Below are 13,911 nucleotides of genomic sequence, written 5' to 3'. Positions count from 1 at the left end.
CGTCGTTGCATCGGCCGGGCACTCCGAACCCGGGGTCAGCGCACCTCGATGACGCCCATCATGCCGAGGTCCTCATGGTCCAGGATGTGGCAGTGGTAGACGGAGCGGCCGGTAAAATCCCGGAATGCGATCCGGACCGTGCACTGGCCGTTGGCCGGCACGTTGACTACATCCCGGAGAACCGCCGTCTCCAGGGCGCGGCCATTCTCCGCTATGAGCTGCATCGGCCACACGTGCAGGTGGAAGGGGTGGTCCATGGGGCTGCGGTTGACCAGGACCCACTCCTCAACCGTCCCGGCGGCAACGGTGGTGTCCGTCCTTCGCTCGTCGAAGACCAGGCCGTTGATGGTGAAGCCCATCATTCCCGCGCCCATTCCCTGACCCGACCCCGGCCCCATGGGAGTGGCGAGCACCAGCTGCCGGCGCGCGGCGACGGCGGCGGAGCGCAACTCAGGCGGGGCGGCCCCGGCTGAAATGACGGGGGCTGGCGGGGCCGGGTCGCCGGCCACGTCCAGCGTTGCCAAGGTGGTGCCGGCCGGATCCGCCGGCCCGTCCTGCTCCGCCGGCAGGCCCGGACCCATGCGGCGCCGGCTCATGCCGGGCATGGTCCCGCGGTCATAAGGCATCGCGCGCAGTTCGGATTGCCCGAGGGCGGCCGTGACCAGCAGATCCGCCCGGTTCCCCGGCGCCAGCAGCACTTCCTGAACGTCCGACGGCGACCGGAACCGTCCGGAGTCCATGCCCAGGAGCTGCAGCTTTTGCCCGTCCAGCCGCAAGCGCAGGTACCGGGCCACGCAGCAGTTCACAATGCGCCACCGTTCCCGTTGCCCCGGCCGCGCGCCCAAACGGGGATTGGCTTGGCCGTTCACCAGCAGGAGCGCACCCTCGCGCCCGGCCATCCGGTCCTGCTGCGAGGCCTCGGCCACGTTCCCGGCACCATCCAGGCTGGTGTCCGAGACGAGCAGTACGCGTTCGGCGCTCGCGGGCACCGGCACGGGATCTTCGACGATGATGGCGCCGAAGAGGCCCGCGAAGATCTGGTCGGAGACCCGGCCGTGGTGATGCGGGTGGTACCAGTACAAGCCCGGCGGGTGCCCGGCCGGGAGCCGGTATTCATAGTCGAAGCTGCTGCCAGGGTCAACGGCCACGAACACGTTGTCGCCGTTGCCCTGGGGCGAGACGTGGAGTCCGTGCAGGTGCAGGTTGCTGGGTTCGGCCAGCTTGTTGACCAGTTTGAGCCTGAGCACGTCCCCGGCGCGCAGCCGGAGGGTGGGCCCGGGGATGCTGCCGTTGTAGCCCAGCGCCCCCGCCTGCCGTCCGGCCAGCGGGAACTGGCCCGGGGCAGCCTGGAGGCTGGCTTCCAGGAGGCCACCCGAACTGCTGAGCGCCGAAGGCTGCCCCAGGGGCTCCCCGGTCACCGGCGACGGCCGCGAGTTGAGGGTCCACCACAGGCCGGCGCCCCCGGCAACGGTGCCGGTAAGGCCGGCCCCGCCCAGCAACAAGGCGCTGCGGCGGCTGATAGCAGGCACTACGGCCCCTCGCCGAGTTCCTTAACGTGCTCGCGGTACTGCTCTGCCGTCAGTTCGCCTCTCGCGAAGCGCTCATCGAGGATGAGCCGGGCCTGGCTCCTGCCGCCCGGGGTTCCAGGGCTCCGGCCGGGCGTGCCCGGCTGGGGGGAGGGCCCGGGTTGGCCGTAGGGACTTGGTTGGCCGTAGGGACCGGGGTGTCCCGGCCCGGGTTGCGCTCCGTGGCCGGGCCCGCCGAAGATCCGGACCGCGAGCAGCACCAGCACCGCGACTCCGACGAGGAAGAGCACGCCCCACAGCCACATCCACCACAGGTTCTGCCCGTAACCCCACATCATGACTGTTCCCTTCGCCAACGGAAGTTACTGATCCCATGGTGCTCCCGCCGGGACAGTAGCGCTAGGGTCCTAAGTCGCCCTCCGACCAGGCGCCGTCAGCTGATGAGCAGGCTCAAGGCCTCGGCCAGGTGGCTGACTTCCCGGACCGAGAAGCCCGCCGGGACCGGGCCTGGCCCGTTGGGGCTGGCGGGTACCACGGCGTGCGTGAACCCCAGCCGGTGCGCTTCCTGGATGCGCTGGTTGATCCCAGGGACCGGACGGACCTCGCCGGCCAGGCCCACCTCGCCAAACGCGATCAGCCGCTGCGGAAGCGGCTTCTTGGCCTTCGCCGAGGCAACCGCCAGGGCCACGGCGAGATCCGTGGCGGGTTCGCTGAGCTTCACCCCGCCCACGGTCGCGACATAGGAGTCATCCTTGTGCAGCAGGCAGCCGGCGCGCTGCTGCAGCACGGCCAGGAGCATCGCCACCCGGGAGCTGTCCAGGCCGCTGGTGGCCCTGCGCGGCTGCGCGTTGGCGCTTTCGGCGAGCAGGGACTGGACCTCTGCCAGCAGCGGCCGGCGGCCCTCCAGCGTCACCGTGATGCACGTGCCGGACACCGGGTCCTTGGTACGGGAGACAAACAAGCCGCTGGGATCGGCCAGGCCGACGATGCCGTCCTCGTTCAGGTCGAAGCAGCCGACGTCGTCGGTGGGGCCGTAGCGGTTTTTCACCGCGCGCAGCAGCCGCAGCCGGGAGTGCCGCTCGCCCTCAAACTGGCAGACCACGTCCACCAGGTGCTCGAGCAGCCGGGGCCCGGCGATGGAGCCGTCCTTGGTCACGTGCCCCACCAGCAGGGTGGTCATGTTGCGGCGCTTGGCGGCGGCGATCAGCGAGGCCGCGACTTCGCGGACCTGGGAGACGCCCCCGGCGCTGCCTTCGACGTCGGCGCTGCTCAGCGTCTGGACCGAGTCCACAACCAGCAGCCTCGGCTCCAGTTTTTCCACCTGCCCCAGCGCCTGGCCGAGGTCCGTTTCGGCGGAGAGGTACAGCGATTCGGCGACGGCGTCGATCCGGTCCGCGCGCAGCTTCACCTGGGCGGCCGACTCCTCGCCGGTGACATAGAGGACGTCCTGGGCGGTGCGGGCGAACTTGGCCGCGACGTCCAGCAGCAGCGTGGACTTGCCCACGCCGGGCTCGCCGGCCAGCAGGATCACGGCGCCGGGAACCAGTCCGCCGCCCAGCACGCGGTCCAGTTCGTCTACCCCGGTGGGGAGGAACGCTGCCGTCGTGGCATCGACGTCGGCGATGCGGCGGGCCGGCTCCAGGACGGTGGTCGCCGCCGTCGTCCGCGCCACGGCGGCGCCGGTCTCTTCAACGGTGCCCCAGGCCTGGCACTCGCCGCACCGGCCCACCCACTTGGCCGTGGTCCAGCCGCACTCCGCGCACTTGTAGCCCGGCGCCTTGGCGGCGCGGGAAGTCTTTGTTGCCATTGCTCCACCCTAACCGGGGGCACTGACATTCAGGCCCGGGGACCGCTGGCCGGCAGCCGGGGTTAGAGGGCGGGCAGGATGTCCCGGGCCTCGTTCGGATCCATGCCGGCGGCTTCGAGCAGGTCCACCATGAGCGGGCGGAAGAGCATAACCACGGTTTCCCCCTCAAGCCGCTGCACGTCCAGCAGGCGCGGGTGCAGCCGGCCCGCCGTTTCGCTCAGTTCCACCCGGGCCGTGCGCAGGTGGGCGCGACGGACGCCGTCGTGCACCTCCGCCAGCCCCAGGCCGAGTTCATCGATCGCCGCGGCAGTCTCCTGCAGGACCTCGGCAATGTTCTCGGTGGCCTCGTCCGAGAGCGCGGCGTGGTTGATCGCGCTGGTCAACCGGCGCGCAAACACGCGGCTGTTGCGCAGCGCGAGGTCGATGAAGTCCACCGACTGCGCCAGCCGGTCCAGCTCGTCCCGGTACCGGCGGTAGGCGGGGGCCAGGGTGGCCACCTCGCCGGAGGAGCGCAGCGTCTGGCGCATCGCATCGACCAGGGGCTGGCAGTTGCGCCCCCGGATCAGCGCATGCCAGGCCTGGGTGGAGTCACTGTGGGTCAGGGCCGAGGAGCACTCGCGCAGGACCTCCGCTAGTTCGTGGAGCAGTTTCTTCACGTCGTTGCGGGGTTCGCGCCGCGGATCCTTGGGGATCAGGAAAGTCACCAGGAGCGCGCAGACGCCGCCCACGACAGCGTCGATGCTCCGGGTGAACGGTCCTCCGGCGGGAGCCGGCAGCAGCACCACCAGCAGGGACTGCAGCCCAAGCTGGGTGGTGAAAATAGTTCCGCTGTCCAGGAAGCGCGCCAGTAGAATCGAGAAAAGGAGCACGACGGCGGCCTGCCAGATTCCCGCGCCCAGCCAGTGCAGCAACAGGTCGCCCACCACAATGCCGATGGTGCAGCCCAGGCCTACCTCCACGACGCGGCGAAGCCGCGGATCACGGGAGAAGCCCAGGGCGATCAGGGAGGAGGTGGCGGCGAACAACGGCCCGGTGTGGCCCAGGACGTACTCGGCGAAGGCGTAGGCCCCTACCGCGCAGGCCGTCATCTGGAGCGCAGGCACCAGCGAATTACGGCTCCGGACAAATCCGGTGCGGACCCGGCCGCGCAGGAATCGTGCGCTTGCGGTGAACCCAGTAGCGGAGGCCATGCCCACCAGTCTATTTGCTGTCCGCGGTGCCAAGGTTGCGGGACGCGGCCCCTAAGGCTGTGACGCAGCTAACGCAAGACCGACCCGTCCGTCGTCGACCAATGGTCCGACGTCGTTAACCCTCCGTTCACTTTGGACCCCAATTCTCTTCACCTGGGGCACCTAACTTCGGTAAAGGTACAAAACGTATCCACCGTCTTTATTGCTCGGACGTCTCCGGTCCGACACGCATCTGAATAACCCTGGAAGGGGTACATCTAGTGAAGGCATCACGCTTCGGCCGCAACGCGGCCATTGCTGTTATCGCAGCCGGCGCACTCGCGCTCACCGCTTGCGGTTCGGACAACGCAACAAACACCACTGCGGGCACCCAGGCGGCCTCTGGCTCCAAGGTCACCGGCACGCTGACCGGCATCGGTTCCTCCGCGCAGGGTGCGGCCATGGACGTGTGGAAGACCAACTTCGCCTCCGCCAACCAGGGCGCGAACGTGCAGTACTCCCCGGACGGTTCCGGCGCAGGCCGCAAGGCCATCCTCGACGGCTCGGCCCAGTTCGCCGGCTCCGACGCCTACCTCAAGGACGAGGAAGTCGCCAAGGCCAAGGACCAGTGCGGCCCCGACGGCGCCATCGAGGTTCCCGTCTACATCTCGCCGATCGCCATCGCGTTCAACGTGCCTGGCGTGACGGACTTGAAGCTGGACGCAACCACTGCGGCCAAGATGTTCCGCGGCGAGATCGCCAAGTGGAACGACCCCGCCATCACCGCGCTGAACCCGGACGCCAAGCTGCCGGACCTCAAAGTCACCCCGGTCAACCGCTCTGACGACTCCGGCACCACCAAGAACTTCACCGAGTACCTCTCCGCAGCGGCTCCCGCCGTCTGGAAGGACAAGGCTGACGGTGTCTGGCCGGCTTCGCTGAAGGGCGAGAACGCCAAGGGCACCTCCGGCGTCGTCAAGACCGTCACCGACACCGCCGGTGCGGTCACCTACGCCGATGACTCGGCCGTTAGCGGCAAGCTGGGCACCGCCCAGATCAAGGTTGGCTCCGAGTTCGTCAAGATCTCCCCGGAAGCGGCCTCCAAGGCCGTTGACCTGGGCAAGCCTGTCGAGGGCCGCGGCGCCAACGACCTTGCCATCAAGCTGGACCGCACCACCACCGAAGCCGGCGCCTACCCGCTGGTCCTGGTCTCCTACCACGTTCTCTGCAGCACCTATGCCAAGCAGGAAACCGTTGACCTGGTCAAGGCCTTCGAGAAGTACGTACTTTCCGCAGAGGGCCAGAAGGCCGCTGCCGAGTCCGCCAAGTCGGCTCCGCTGTCCTCCGCCCTGTCCGAAAAGGGTGTCAAGGCGATCGAATCCATCAAGGTCAAGTCGTAAGGTTTGAATTGAACGGTCGAGTTCCCCGCCCCGCCGTATGGCAGGGCGGGGAACTTAGCCGCGTCACCCGCAGTTCCGCTACGGGCCGTTCCACGACGTTCCGTACATCCGCAACACCGACACCGAAGGGCCAGGTATGACCTCCACCTCCCTGACCAAACCCCAGGGCGCAGGCCGTGCCGGGGACAAAGTCTTCTCAGGGGCCACCCTGGCAGCGGGCTGCCTGATCCTCGCCGTCCTGTTTGGGGTTGCGCTCTTCCTCGTCATCCAGGCGATTCCCGCGTTCACCGCCCCGGCCGCCGATATCCAGGGCGGCGAGGGCTTCTTCGCCTACATCTGGCCGATCGTCATCGGGACCCTCATCGCGGCCGTCATCGCGCTGGTCATCGCCACCCCCGTGGCCATCGGCGTCGCACTCTTCATCTCGCACTACGCCCCGCGCCGGCTGGCGTCCGGCCTTGGCTACGTAGTGGACCTGCTGGCCGCCATCCCCTCGGTGGTCTACGGTGCGTGGGGCGCCGCCTTCCTGGCGAAGGAAATCGCGCCCGCCTACGACTGGCTCGCGAAAAACCTGGGCTGGCTGCCGATCTTCCAGGGCCCGGCGTCCGCCACCGGCAAGACCATCCTGACGGCAGGCATCGTGCTCGCGGTGATGGTCCTGCCGATCATCACCTCGCTCTCACGCGAAATCTTCCTGCAGACCCCCAAGCTGCACGAGGAAGCCGCACTGGCCCTTGGCGCCACCCGCTGGGAAATGATCCGGATGGCCGTACTGCCGTTCGGCCGCCCGGGCATCGTCAGTGCCGTGATGCTGGGCCTGGGCCGTGCCCTTGGCGAAACCATGGCCGTCGCGCTCGTGCTCTCCTCCGGCGCCCTCACGGCAAGCCTGATCCAGTCCGGCAACCAGACCATCGCCGCCGAGATCGCCCTGAACTTCCCCGAAGCCAGCGGCCTGAAGGTCAGCACGCTGATCGCCGCCGGGCTGGTGCTCTTCGTCATCACCCTCGGTGTGAACATGATTGCCCGGTGGATCATCACCCGGCACAAAGAATTCTCGGGAGCCAACTAAATGACCTCCACCCTGACCCCGGTGCGCAAACGCTCGGCCCTGACCAAGGGGCAGCTGCCCAAGGCCGCGCCGTACATCGTCCTGGCCCTCGCCCTCGTCATCGGTGCCGCCATCCTGGCCCTGGTCGGCTTCAACGCCTTCGGCTGGGGCATCGTCTCGGCGCTGCTCTTCACCGCCGGGCTCGTCGGCTGGAGCGCCGTAGTTGAGGGCTCGCGCAAGGCTAAGGACAAACTGGCCACCTGCCTCGTCGCCGGAGCCTTCATTATTGCCCTGCTGCCGTTGATCTCGGTGATCTGGACCGTGCTGGTCAAGGGTCTGCCGGGACTGGTGGACCCCGGCTTCCTGACCACCTCGATGAACGGGGTCACCGGCGCCTACGACAACAAGGCGGTCGAACAGGGCGCCCCCGTGCTGGGCGGTATCTACCACGCCCTGGTCGGCACCGTGCAGATCACCCTGCTCGCCACCGTCATCTCGGTCCCGGTGGGCCTGCTGACCGCGATCTACCTCGTCGAATACGGCGAGGACCGGGCGCTGGCCCGTGCCATCACCTTCTTCGTCGACGTGATGACCGGCATCCCCTCAATCGTGGCCGGCCTGTTCGCCGCAGCGTTCTTCTTCGCCGTCGTCGGCCCGGGCACCAAGACCGGTGCCGTTGCCGCCGTCGCACTTTCGGTGCTGATGATCCCGGTGGTGGTCCGCTCCAGCGAGGAAATGCTCAAGATCGTGCCGAACGAACTACGCGAAGCCGCCTACGCCCTCGGCGTCCGCAAGTGGCGGACCATCCTCAAGGTGGTCACCCCGACGGCGATTTCCGGCATCGCCTCCGGCGTCACCCTGGCCATTGCCCGCGTGATCGGCGAAACCGCCCCGATCCTGGTCACCGCCGGCTTCGCCACCTCCATCAACAACAACGTGTTTGGCGGCTGGATGGCCTCGCTGCCCACCTTCATCTACACGCAGATCCTCAACCCGACCTCGCCGTCCAACCCGGGTCCGTCCGACCAGCGCGCCTGGGGCGCGGCCCTGGTCCTCATCATCCTCGTGATGCTGCTCAACCTGGCCGCCCGCCTGGTGGCCCGCATCTTCGCCCCGAAGGCCGGCCGCTAAGGCCACCGCAGGCACCCGGCCCCACCACCACAAGTGAAGGAACAGCATGTCTAAGCGCATCGACGTCAAAGACCTGAACGTCTACTACGGCAAATTCCTGGCCGTCGAGGACGTCAACATCAACATCGACGCCAAGTCCGTCACCGCCTTCATCGGCCCCTCCGGCTGCGGCAAGTCCACCTTCCTGCGCACCCTGAACCGGATGCACGAAGTCATCCCCGGCGCCCGGGTGGAAGGCGAAGTGCTGCTCGACGGCGACAACCTCTACGGTCCCGGCGTGGACCCCGTGACGGTGCGCTCGCAGATCGGCATGGTCTTCCAGCGGCCCAATCCGTTCCCCACCATGTCCATCCGGGACAACGTGCTGGCCGGCGTGAAGCTGAACAACCAGAAGATCTCCAAGGGCGAGGCGGACTCGCTCGTGGAGCGCTCCCTGCGCGGCGCCAACCTCTGGAACGAGGTCAAGGACCGCCTGGCCAAGCCCGGCTCCGGGCTCTCCGGCGGCCAGCAGCAGCGCCTCTGCATCGCCCGCGCCATCGCCGTGGAGCCCCAGGTGATCCTGATGGACGAGCCCTGCTCCGCGCTGGACCCGATCTCCACGCTCGCCATTGAGGACCTCATCAACGAGCTCAAGGACGAATACACGGTGGTGATCGTGACCCACAATATGCAGCAGGCTGCCCGCGTCTCGGACAAGACGGCGTTCTTCAACATCGCCGGCACCGGCAAGCCCGGCAAGCTGATCGAGTACGGGGACACCCACACCATCTTCAGCAACCCCTCCGTGAAGGCCACCGAGGATTACGTCTCCGGCCGCTTCGGATAAGAGCAGCCGACGGGTCCCTAGAGCCCCGCGAGGGGCGACAGGGCGAGTTCCAGCACAAAGGCCGCCGCGGCGGTGACCAGCGGCGTCAGTGCCCAGAAGGCGAGGATCCGCAGCACCAGCCGGCGGTTGGTCGCCGTGTATCTCTGGTTGGTGCCCGCCCCCAGCACCGCGGAGGTCACGGTGTGGGTGGTGGAAATCGGCCAGTGCAGGCCGATCGCGCCCACCAGCAGGATGGCGCTGCTGTAGAGCTGAGCGACGAAGCCGCGCAGGGGGTCGACCCGGATCATCCGGTAGCCGATCGTGTAGGATATCCGCCACCCGCCTGCGAGTGTGCCTGCCGTCAGCATGGCCGCGGTCAGGAGCGCCACCCAGACGGGGGTGGTGCCGCCGTCGGGGAGCCCCGCGGCCAGCATCGCCAGGATCAGCACGGCGCTGGTGCGCTGGCCGTCCTGCAGGCCGTGGCCGAAAGCGACGGCGCCCGCGGCGATGGCCTGGGCGCGCCTGGACCTGGTATTCACGACACTCGGCGGTGTGTAGCGGGCTGCCCACGTGGCGGGCCAGACCAGCAGGTAGGCGCCCGCGAAAGCGATGACCGGGGAGAGCAGCAGGGGCAGCACTACTTGGAAAAGCAAGGACTGGTCCACGCCCAGGACCGAGTGTCCGCCTACCGCAACGCTGGCGACGCCCGCCCCGGCCAGGCCCCCCACGAGCGCGTGTGTCGAGGAGGCCGGGATGCCGCGCCACCACGTGAAGAGGCCCCAGAGCACGGCGCTCAGCAGGCCGGCGATGAGGATGGTCAGGCCGTTGCCGCCGGGCGGAAGAACCACCCAGGTCCGGCTGACCTCCAGCGCCAGGGCTGCGCTCAGCCCGGCGCCGATGAAGTTGAACAGCCCGGCCAGGAGCACCGCGACGGTGGGGGTCAGGGCACGCGTCCGGACCGCGAGGGCAACCGAGGAGGACGCGTCGCGGAAGCCGTTGAGAAAGGCGAACGCCCCGGCGAAGAGCACCACCAGGGCAAAGAAAACGACGGACACCTCAGGATTCCTTGACGATGATGCTGCCCACCTGGGTGGCGATCCGCCGCATGTCCTTGGTGACTTCCACGAGCTGGTCCGCGATGTCGCGGTTGCGCGCGTACTGCGCCGACTTCATGTCCTTGATCATGTCCGCCACCCAGACCCGGTGGGTGCGCTCAGCCCGTTTGGTGAGACGGAGGACCTCGATCCAGTAGTCCTCCAGGTCATCGAGGTTGTTCAGCTGGCGCATGGCGTCAACGGTGAGTTCGGCCTGCCGGCTGATGATTTCCAGCTGGTCGGCCGCGCGTTTGGGCAGCCGCTCCAGCTTGTACAGGAAGACGAGGTCCGCGGCGGCGTCGAGCTTCTCCATTGCCTCGTTGAGGTAACGGGAGAGCGCATACATGTCCTCGCGGGGGAGCGGATTCAGGAAGCTGGTCCGCATGTGGGTCAGGAGGGCAAAATGCAGTTCCGCCGACTTCGCCTCGTGGTCGTGCATGTCCTCCACCAGCCGCGCATGTTCGCTGGCGGGCGCGCCAAGGATCTCCGAGAGGGTTCCCGTGGCCACGGCTATCTGGTGGGCCATCTGGGACAGCAGGTTCAGCCCTGCGGGCTCCTGGGGGAAAAGGCGCAGCTTCACGTGGGGTTACCGGTCTCCGGACGAGGCTTACACGGGCGTTGTCTGCCGGCCCTGGAACGTGACGATGGCCCGCGCATGGGGTTTACTTTACCGCCCGGACTTCGGCCGGCGGGAACGGCCGGCCGGGGCAGGCGCCGGGCCGGCCGGAACGGGCCACTGGCAGCGGGCATGAAAATGGTGCCGAACCGGATACGCCTCTCGGCGGTAGGCCGCTCTAGGCGGCTAATTGTTGAAGCCCGGGGGTTTCGCGGCTCGGCACCGCCTTTAGTTTTCTACTTCGGGGGGACCAAGTCAACATTGACAGCAGGGCCCCGGCGTGCGTATTGACAGTGCCCGCACGGCGGGGTTGGACGGCCGATTTCCGGCGCCCACCAGCCGCCGGAGGGCTCAGTCCAGCTCGCCCAGCCGCCAGGCGTTGGCGGCATGTTCGAGGTCCTCGGCGGTCTTGACCAGGAGGTGTGAATTCCGCGTCAGCTTGCTCGCATGATTGGCGTTGCTGTGCTCCGCGCCGTCGGCAAGTGTGGCCTGGCCCAGCGCCACCACCCGGCAGAATGCCGCCGAGCGCTCCAGTGCGACGTCGAACTCCCCGTCGAAGGCGCCGGAGAGGATGGCGTCCGCCATCGACTTCATTTCCTCGGCGCCCGGAGGCTCGGCTGCGCCGGCCACCACGTGGGACACCTGGGCGGTGTCCTTGCCCGCTCTGAAGTAGACCGAAATCCGTTCCGGATCCCGGATCGTGGCGGCCCGCAGCGCGTAGAGCCGCCAGAGCGCGCCCGGGAGGGACCGCGCCGGGCTCTCCGCCCACATTTCGGCTATGGCATCGAGGCCCTGTTCATCAGCGAGTTTGACCAGCCGCCGCGTGACCTTGGGGTCGTCGCTGTCCCGCCCGCGGCGGACGAGCGCCTGGGCTGCGAGGTGGGCCGCCTCGGAAACCCGCGCCGGGTCCGCACCCCCGGCGAAAGGCTCAAAGTCGATCGGCGCAAAGGGCTTCGGCTTGTGGTGACGGTGCGGTCCGGGGCTGCTGGCTCCTGCTTGCTCGCTCATGCCACCACGCTACTCCTGTGCATTCCGGGAATCGAGCATGCCCCCGTGTGCGGGGACAACGCCCGGGAAGCGGACGATGCCGGCGCGTCGGGCCCGGTGACAAAGCTCGCCTGCGTCTGGGGTACAGTATTAACGTCCAGAAATGGACTGGGCCGACGCGCCTGTCAACAGCGGATTTTCCGCCGGTTGGGGCTGTCGGCTGGGGCCTTTAGCTCAGTTGGTAGAGCATCGGACTTTTAATCCGTGGGTCGTGGGTTCGATCCCCACAGGGCCCACTCTTTTAGCGAAGAGTGGAAAAACCCCCGGCATCCTGGCGACAGGACGCCGGGGGTTTTTTGCGTCCGGGGACTGACGCGCCAGCCCGCGCCGTCCCCGTGCAGTAAGCAAGCCTGCCTAGTAGTTAGATCGGCTAGGATTATCGGATGAACTCGGACAGTGCAGCAGGCTCAGGGTACTGGTATGGGCCGGATGAGCGGCTTGACCCGCCCACCGCGGTGTTGCAGGCCCTCCGCGGCTACCGCGCCGCCGAGGTTGCCACCAGGCGCTCGACGCGGGACTCGATGGGCATGGGGGAAACCGACCTGCTGGCCCTTCGCTATCTGCTGCGCGCCCAGGCCGCCGGGGAGCGGGTGGGCCCCAAGGACTTGAGCCGGACGCTGGGCATCACGACGGCGTCCACCACCTCCCTGATCGACCGGCTCGTCGGCAGCGGCCACGTGCGGCGCGAGCCCCATCCCACGGACCGCCGCTCCCTGGTGATCGTGCCGACCGCCGCGACGGATTCGGAAGTCCGCGAGACGCTGGGGGAGATGCACCGCAGGATGCTGGCGGTGGCCGAAGAGCTCAGCGCGGAGGAGAGCCGCATCATCGTGTCCTTCCTGCGCCGGATGGCCGATGCCCTCACCGAACAGGTCGAGCGCCACTAAGCCGACAGGAACATCCGCGAAGATTATCTAGACAGCAACTAGCTAGTTGGACTAGTGATATGTATGCTTACTACTTGTGTTGGATAATCGTTTTTGTGGAGGAGTCGTGGCTGAGTTGTTGACGATCACCGGAATCCCGGGAGCCGGTGCGGCCCCTCTGGGTGCGCCGGACTCCCCGGCAGAGCCGGGCGCCGCGGCCCCCGTCCTGCCTTTGACCACCGCCAGCAAGGCGCCGAGCCATTGCGGAGCTCCGATGGAGTGGACTGCCCCGGCGCTGGACGCCATGTCCGCTTACTCGTTCGACGCCGGCATCGGCTCCGCGGAGCTGCCGCCGGTGTGGCGTTGCTCCTGCGGTTTCCAGCTTGATGGCATTGTCCACACTTCCAACGCGCTGGCCGCGCTTTCGTGACCGCCCTTCCAGTGCTCGCGGTGGCACACAGCCGCCCCGCGTCCGGAGCGGCAGCAGCGTCCGGCGCCGGCCTCAATGCCAGGGTCCTGCCGCTGCCGGACGCTCCCGGCGGACGCTTCCTGGTCCACGAGCTCCTGGGACGCGGGGCGACTGCCACGGTGTTCCGCGGAACAGACCTGCTCAACGACCGTCCGGTCGCCATCAAGGTGGCCGAGGGTCCCGCCGAGAAGCACGCCAACCGGATCCACGCAGAAGCGCGCGTACTCGCCTCCCTGGATCACCCCGCCGTGGTCCGCTTCATTGCCGCCGGCACGGTCCCGCCCGGTGACCAGTGGGCGGGCCGGCCCTTCCTGGTCGAAGAATTCGCCTACGGGGGCAGCCTGGCCGAGCGGATCCGCGGCGGCGCCACCGGGCCGGAGGAAGTGGCCGGCTGGGCCGCCGCCGCATTGTCCGGGCTGGGGCACGTCCACGCGCGCGGCCTGGTCCACCGGGACATCAAGCCCGCAAACATTCTGCTCAGTGCGCTCCGGAGGTGCTCGGTACGAATCGCCGACTTCGGGATCGCCACGCCGGCCGGGACAGCCCCTGAACCGGGGGATTCGTCGGGCACCGTGCATTACATGAGCCCGGAGCAGGCGGCCGGTCAGCCCGTCAACGCTGCCACGGATGTCTATGCGCTGGGACTGGTGCTGCTGGAGTGCCTCACCGGCGTGAAGGCCTATCCCGGGACGCCGGTCGAGTCGCTCGTGGCCCGCACCCTGCGGGGACCGGAAATTCCGGCCCAGCTCGGTGCCGGCTGGGTGTCGCTGCTGACGGCCATGACGGCGATGGACCCCGCGGCGCGGCCCTCGGCGGCGGCGGCCCACAAGCTGGCAACGCGGCTGGCCCGTGCACTCCCGCCGCTCCGTCTGGTCGGCTGAGGCGCTGACCGACTCGAGGGTCGACTCCCGGTACATCAGAAGGCCGGCCTGC

General features: G+C 68.3%; 14 protein-coding genes and 1 tRNA gene. 8 read left to right on the top strand and 7 right to left on the bottom strand.

From position 1 onward, the window contains the following. Positions 1-35: 35 nt before the first annotated feature. From AC1DB8_RS10735 to AC1DB8_RS10720, 4 genes are all read right to left on the bottom strand, one after another. Positions 36-1,529 carry a multicopper oxidase family protein gene (locus AC1DB8_RS10735; protein ID WP_441418111.1) on the bottom strand — a complete coding sequence of 498 codons (1,494 nt, stop codon included), beginning with the start codon at positions 1,527-1,529 and terminating at the stop codon, positions 36-38. After that, positions 1,529-1,864: an SHOCT domain-containing protein gene (locus AC1DB8_RS10730; RefSeq protein WP_441418110.1), complete on the bottom strand. Its 336-nt coding sequence runs from the start codon at positions 1,862-1,864 to the stop codon at positions 1,529-1,531. The genes AC1DB8_RS10735 and AC1DB8_RS10730 overlap by 1 nt, the downstream gene beginning before the upstream one ends. A 95-nt stretch (positions 1,865-1,959) precedes the next feature. Beyond that, on the bottom strand, positions 1,960-3,333 hold the full coding sequence (radA, locus tag AC1DB8_RS10725) for a DNA repair protein RadA (protein WP_441418109.1): 1,374 nt from the start codon (positions 3,331-3,333) through the stop codon (positions 1,960-1,962). 62 nt (positions 3,334-3,395) lie between these two features. Further along, entirely contained in the window at positions 3,396-4,523 is a 1,128-nt protein-coding gene (locus AC1DB8_RS10720; protein WP_441418108.1) for an FUSC family protein, read from the bottom strand. 260 nt (positions 4,524-4,783) lie between these two features. On the opposite strand from AC1DB8_RS10720, the gene pstS reads away from it, so the two are divergent. From pstS to pstB, 4 genes are all read left to right on the top strand, one after another. Then, positions 4,784-5,902 (top strand): phosphate ABC transporter substrate-binding protein PstS, encoded by a 1,119-nt coding sequence (gene pstS, locus AC1DB8_RS10715; protein ID WP_476892992.1) that lies wholly within the window; start codon positions 4,784-4,786, stop codon positions 5,900-5,902. A gap of 136 nt (positions 5,903-6,038) precedes the next feature. Next, the gene (gene pstC / locus AC1DB8_RS10710; RefSeq protein ID WP_441418106.1) at positions 6,039-6,971 is read left to right on the top strand and encodes a phosphate ABC transporter permease subunit PstC; all 933 of its coding nucleotides are present in this window, start codon (positions 6,039-6,041) and stop codon (positions 6,969-6,971) included. After that, entirely contained in the window at positions 6,972-8,081 is a 1,110-nt protein-coding gene (pstA, locus tag AC1DB8_RS10705) for a phosphate ABC transporter permease PstA (protein ID WP_476892991.1), read from the top strand. Between the two features lie 46 nt (positions 8,082-8,127). Next, on the top strand, positions 8,128-8,907 hold the full coding sequence (gene pstB, locus AC1DB8_RS10700; protein ID WP_441418104.1) for a phosphate ABC transporter ATP-binding protein PstB: 780 nt from the start codon (positions 8,128-8,130) through the stop codon (positions 8,905-8,907). 17 nt (positions 8,908-8,924) lie between these two features. On the opposite strand, the gene AC1DB8_RS10695 is transcribed toward pstB, so the two are convergent. The 3 genes from AC1DB8_RS10695 to AC1DB8_RS10685 form a co-directional block, all read right to left on the bottom strand. Beyond that, entirely contained in the window at positions 8,925-9,941 is a 1,017-nt protein-coding gene (locus AC1DB8_RS10695; RefSeq protein WP_441418103.1) for an inorganic phosphate transporter, read from the bottom strand. A gap of 1 nt (position 9,942) precedes the next feature. Further along, positions 9,943-10,560 (bottom strand): DUF47 domain-containing protein, encoded by a 618-nt coding sequence (locus AC1DB8_RS10690; RefSeq protein ID WP_476892990.1) that lies wholly within the window; start codon positions 10,558-10,560, stop codon positions 9,943-9,945. Between the two features lie 387 nt (positions 10,561-10,947). Next, positions 10,948-11,604 carry a hypothetical protein gene (locus tag AC1DB8_RS10685; protein ID WP_441418101.1) on the bottom strand — a complete coding sequence of 219 codons (657 nt, stop codon included), beginning with the start codon at positions 11,602-11,604 and terminating at the stop codon, positions 10,948-10,950. A 202-nt stretch (positions 11,605-11,806) separates the two neighbouring features. On the opposite strand from AC1DB8_RS10685, the gene AC1DB8_RS10680 reads away from it, so the two are divergent. The 4 genes from AC1DB8_RS10680 to AC1DB8_RS10665 all read left to right on the top strand — a co-directional run bounded on the left by AC1DB8_RS10680 (position 11,807) and on the right by AC1DB8_RS10665 (position 13,859). Then, positions 11,807-11,879 (top strand) — tRNA-Lys (locus tag AC1DB8_RS10680). 147 nt (positions 11,880-12,026) lie between these two features. Next, a complete protein-coding gene (locus tag AC1DB8_RS10675; RefSeq protein ID WP_441418100.1) occupies positions 12,027-12,530 on the top strand; it encodes a MarR family winged helix-turn-helix transcriptional regulator in 504 nt (167 codons plus the stop codon). A 106-nt stretch (positions 12,531-12,636) separates the two neighbouring features. Continuing rightward, positions 12,637-12,939, top strand: coding sequence for a hypothetical protein (locus AC1DB8_RS10670; RefSeq protein ID WP_441418099.1), 303 nt, complete (start codon positions 12,637-12,639; stop codon positions 12,937-12,939). Next, positions 12,936-13,859 carry a serine/threonine-protein kinase gene (locus AC1DB8_RS10665; RefSeq protein WP_476892989.1) on the top strand — a complete coding sequence of 308 codons (924 nt, stop codon included), beginning with the start codon at positions 12,936-12,938 and terminating at the stop codon, positions 13,857-13,859. Before AC1DB8_RS10670 ends, AC1DB8_RS10665 begins: the two co-directional genes overlap by 4 nt. Positions 13,860-13,911 lie beyond the last annotated feature (52 nt).

This window comes from Arthrobacter sp. 10N410, assembly GCF_056394945.1.
Note: the sequence above shows the minus strand (reverse complement) of the source record. Positions and strands in the feature narration are given on the sequence as shown.

Excerpts from the sequence above, each read along its gene's own strand:
- AC1DB8_RS10730 (WP_441418110.1), bottom strand. The coding sequence starts at position 1,864 with ATGATGTGGGGTTACGGGCAGAACCTGTGGTGGATGTGGCTGTGGGGC.
- radA (WP_441418109.1), bottom strand. The coding sequence starts at position 3,333 with ATGGCAACAAAGACTTCCCGCGCCGCCAAGGCGCCGGGCTACAAGTGC.
- AC1DB8_RS10720 (WP_441418108.1), bottom strand. The coding sequence starts at position 4,523 with ATGGCCTCCGCTACTGGGTTCACCGCAAGCGCACGATTCCTGCGCGGC.
- pstC (WP_441418106.1), top strand. The coding sequence starts at position 6,039 with ATGACCTCCACCTCCCTGACCAAACCCCAGGGCGCAGGCCGTGCCGGG.
- pstA (WP_476892991.1), top strand. The coding sequence starts at position 6,972 with ATGACCTCCACCCTGACCCCGGTGCGCAAACGCTCGGCCCTGACCAAG.
- pstB (WP_441418104.1), top strand. The coding sequence starts at position 8,128 with ATGTCTAAGCGCATCGACGTCAAAGACCTGAACGTCTACTACGGCAAA.
- AC1DB8_RS10685 (WP_441418101.1), bottom strand. The coding sequence starts at position 11,604 with ATGAGCGAGCAAGCAGGAGCCAGCAGCCCCGGACCGCACCGTCACCAC.
- AC1DB8_RS10675 (WP_441418100.1), top strand. The coding sequence starts at position 12,027 with ATGAACTCGGACAGTGCAGCAGGCTCAGGGTACTGGTATGGGCCGGAT.